This window comes from Streptomyces silaceus (assembly GCF_001419745.1).
Lineage (GTDB): Bacteria > Actinomycetota > Actinomycetes > Streptomycetales > Streptomycetaceae > Streptomyces > Streptomyces silaceus.
This window is the reverse complement of sequence record NZ_LIRJ01000477.1, coordinates 1-1942: the sequence shown is the minus strand read 5'-3', so window position 1 is coordinate 1942 and position 1942 is coordinate 1. Positions and strand designations below refer to the sequence as shown.

Here is a 1942-nt window from a genome sequence, read left to right as displayed (position 1 = left end):
CCACATGTGGGCCATCTCGTGGGCGATGACCATGGCGCGGGTCTGCCGCTCGGTGTCGGTGACGGCGGAGCGGTAGACGAACTCGTCGCGGAAGGTGACGAGGCCGGGGTTCTCCATCGCGCCGGCGTTGAACTCGGGGACGAACGCCTGGTCGTAGGAGTCGAAGGGGTAGGGCTCCTCGAACTTCTCGTGGTAGCGGTCGTAGCAGGCGCGGGTGATGTCGAGGAGTTCGTCGGCCTCGGCGTCGAGATGGGGCGCGAGCGAGCGGCGGCAGTGGATGCCGAAGGGCAGCCCGCGGTGTTCGGTGCGCACGGAGTGCCAGGGGCCCGCGGCGACGGCGACGAGGTAGGTGGCGATGGGCGGGGTCGCCGCGGCCTGCCAGGTGCCGTCGCCGAGGTGTTCGGTGATGCCGTTGGCGAGGACGGTCCAGCCGTCGGGGGCGGTGACGGTCAGCTCGAAGACGGCCTTCAGGTCGGGCTGGTCGAAGGCGGCGAAGACGCGCTGGACGTCTTCCATGAAGAGCTGGCTGTAGGTGTACGTCTCGCCGTCGGTGGGGTCGGTGAAGCGGTGCATGCCCTCGCCGGTGCGGGAGTAGCGCATCGTGGCGTCGACGCGCAGCTCGTGCTCGCCGGCGGTGAGGCCGTCGAGGGGCAGGCGGTTGTCGGCGAGGCCGGCCGGGTCGAGGGGCTGTCCGTCGAGGGTGACGGAGAGCAGTTCGGCGGGCTTGAGCTCGACGAAGGTGGCGCCGTCCGCGCGGGCGCTGAACCGGATGACGGTCCGGGAGCCGAAGGTGTCACCGGCGGGGTCGGCCGCCTGGGTCAGGTCGAGGGCCACCGTGTAGTGGTGGACGTCGATGAGCTGGGCTCGGGTCTGCGCTTCGTCGCGTGTCAGTACGGGCATGGGCCCATGCTGCCCGATGGGGCCGTGATCGGTGTAGGACTCGGATCCCCGGGGCCCGGTGCCGCCGCCGGGCCGGGCCCGGTCCGGGGCCCGGCGGTGCCGTGCGTGCTAGGCCGACTTGGCGATGGTCTCGTGGTGGCGGATGACCTCGGCGATGATGAAGTTGAGGAGCTTCTCGGCGAACGCGGGGTCGAGTTTGGCGCTCTCGGCGAGCTCGCGCAGGCGGGCGATCTGGCGGGCCTCGCGGGCGGGGTCGGCGGGCGGCAGGTGGTGGTTGGCCTTGAGGTGGCCGACCTGCTGGGTGCACTTGAAGCGTTCGGCGAGCATGTGGACGACGGCGGCGTCGATGTTGTCGATGCTGTCGCGCAGCCGGGCCAGCTCGGCGCGCACGGCCTCGTCGGTCTCCGTGCCGGCTCCGCCGCGGGCGCCGTTGGCGGCGGCCGGGTTCGTGTTCTCGTCACTGGTGTGGCTGGTGGTCATGGGCCACGAGCCTACGTTGCCGCTCCGGTGCCGCCGTTCGCGGAGGAGCGCAGAATCGGCGGGTGGTCGGGGTCCGGTATCTGCTGCGACCAGCCGCCTGGCACGGCCCTTCCCTGCTGGTCGCGGAAGCGGACGGGGGCCATGCCGACGCGGCGGGTGAAAAGGCGCGAAAAGTACGCCGGGTCGTCGTAGCCGACGCGGCGGGCGACGGCGGCGACGGGCAGTTCGGTGGCGGCGAGGAGTTCCTTGGCGCGGCCCAGGCGGATGCCGAGGAGGTAGTCCTTGGGGCTGCAGCCGGCGCCGCGGCGCACGGCGGTGCGCAGTTCGGCGGGGGTCATGCCGTGCCGTGCGGCGTGTTCGGCGACGGACATGGGCTGGAAGGCGTCGCGGGCCAGGGCCTGGAGGACGGGGTCGCCGTCGGGGGCGATGTCGGCGCGGGCGCGGCGCAGCGCGACGAGGAGTTCGTGGACGGCGGCGCCCGTCTCGACCTCGAGGAGGGGGTTGCCGCGGCGGGCGGCGCGGGCGATGCGGCCGACGGCGGCGCGGGCGCCCGCGGCGTCGG

Annotated in this window: 3 protein-coding genes; all 3 read right to left on the bottom strand. The window is 73.1% G+C overall.

The annotated features are described in order from the left end of the window. A partial coding sequence (locus tag AOK22_RS34590) for a M1 family aminopeptidase (protein WP_279617106.1) occupies nucleotides 1-900 on the bottom strand: 900 nt, incomplete at its 3' end. 108 nt (nucleotides 901-1008) lie between these two features. Continuing rightward, nucleotides 1009-1380 carry a chorismate mutase gene (locus tag AOK22_RS34585; protein ID WP_193433288.1) on the bottom strand — a complete coding sequence of 124 codons (372 nt, stop codon included), beginning with the start codon at nucleotides 1378-1380 and terminating at the stop codon, nucleotides 1009-1011. Nucleotides 1381-1391: 11 nt separating this feature from the next. After that, nucleotides 1392-1942: helix-turn-helix domain-containing protein (locus AOK22_RS34580; RefSeq protein WP_157872375.1), on the bottom strand; the 551-nt coding region annotated here is incomplete at its 5' end.

What these genes read in the sequence shown, in the direction of transcription:
- AOK22_RS34585 (WP_193433288.1), bottom strand. Translation starts at nt 1,380, where the DNA reads ATGACCACCAGCCACACCAGTGACGAGAACACGAACCCGGCCGCCGCC.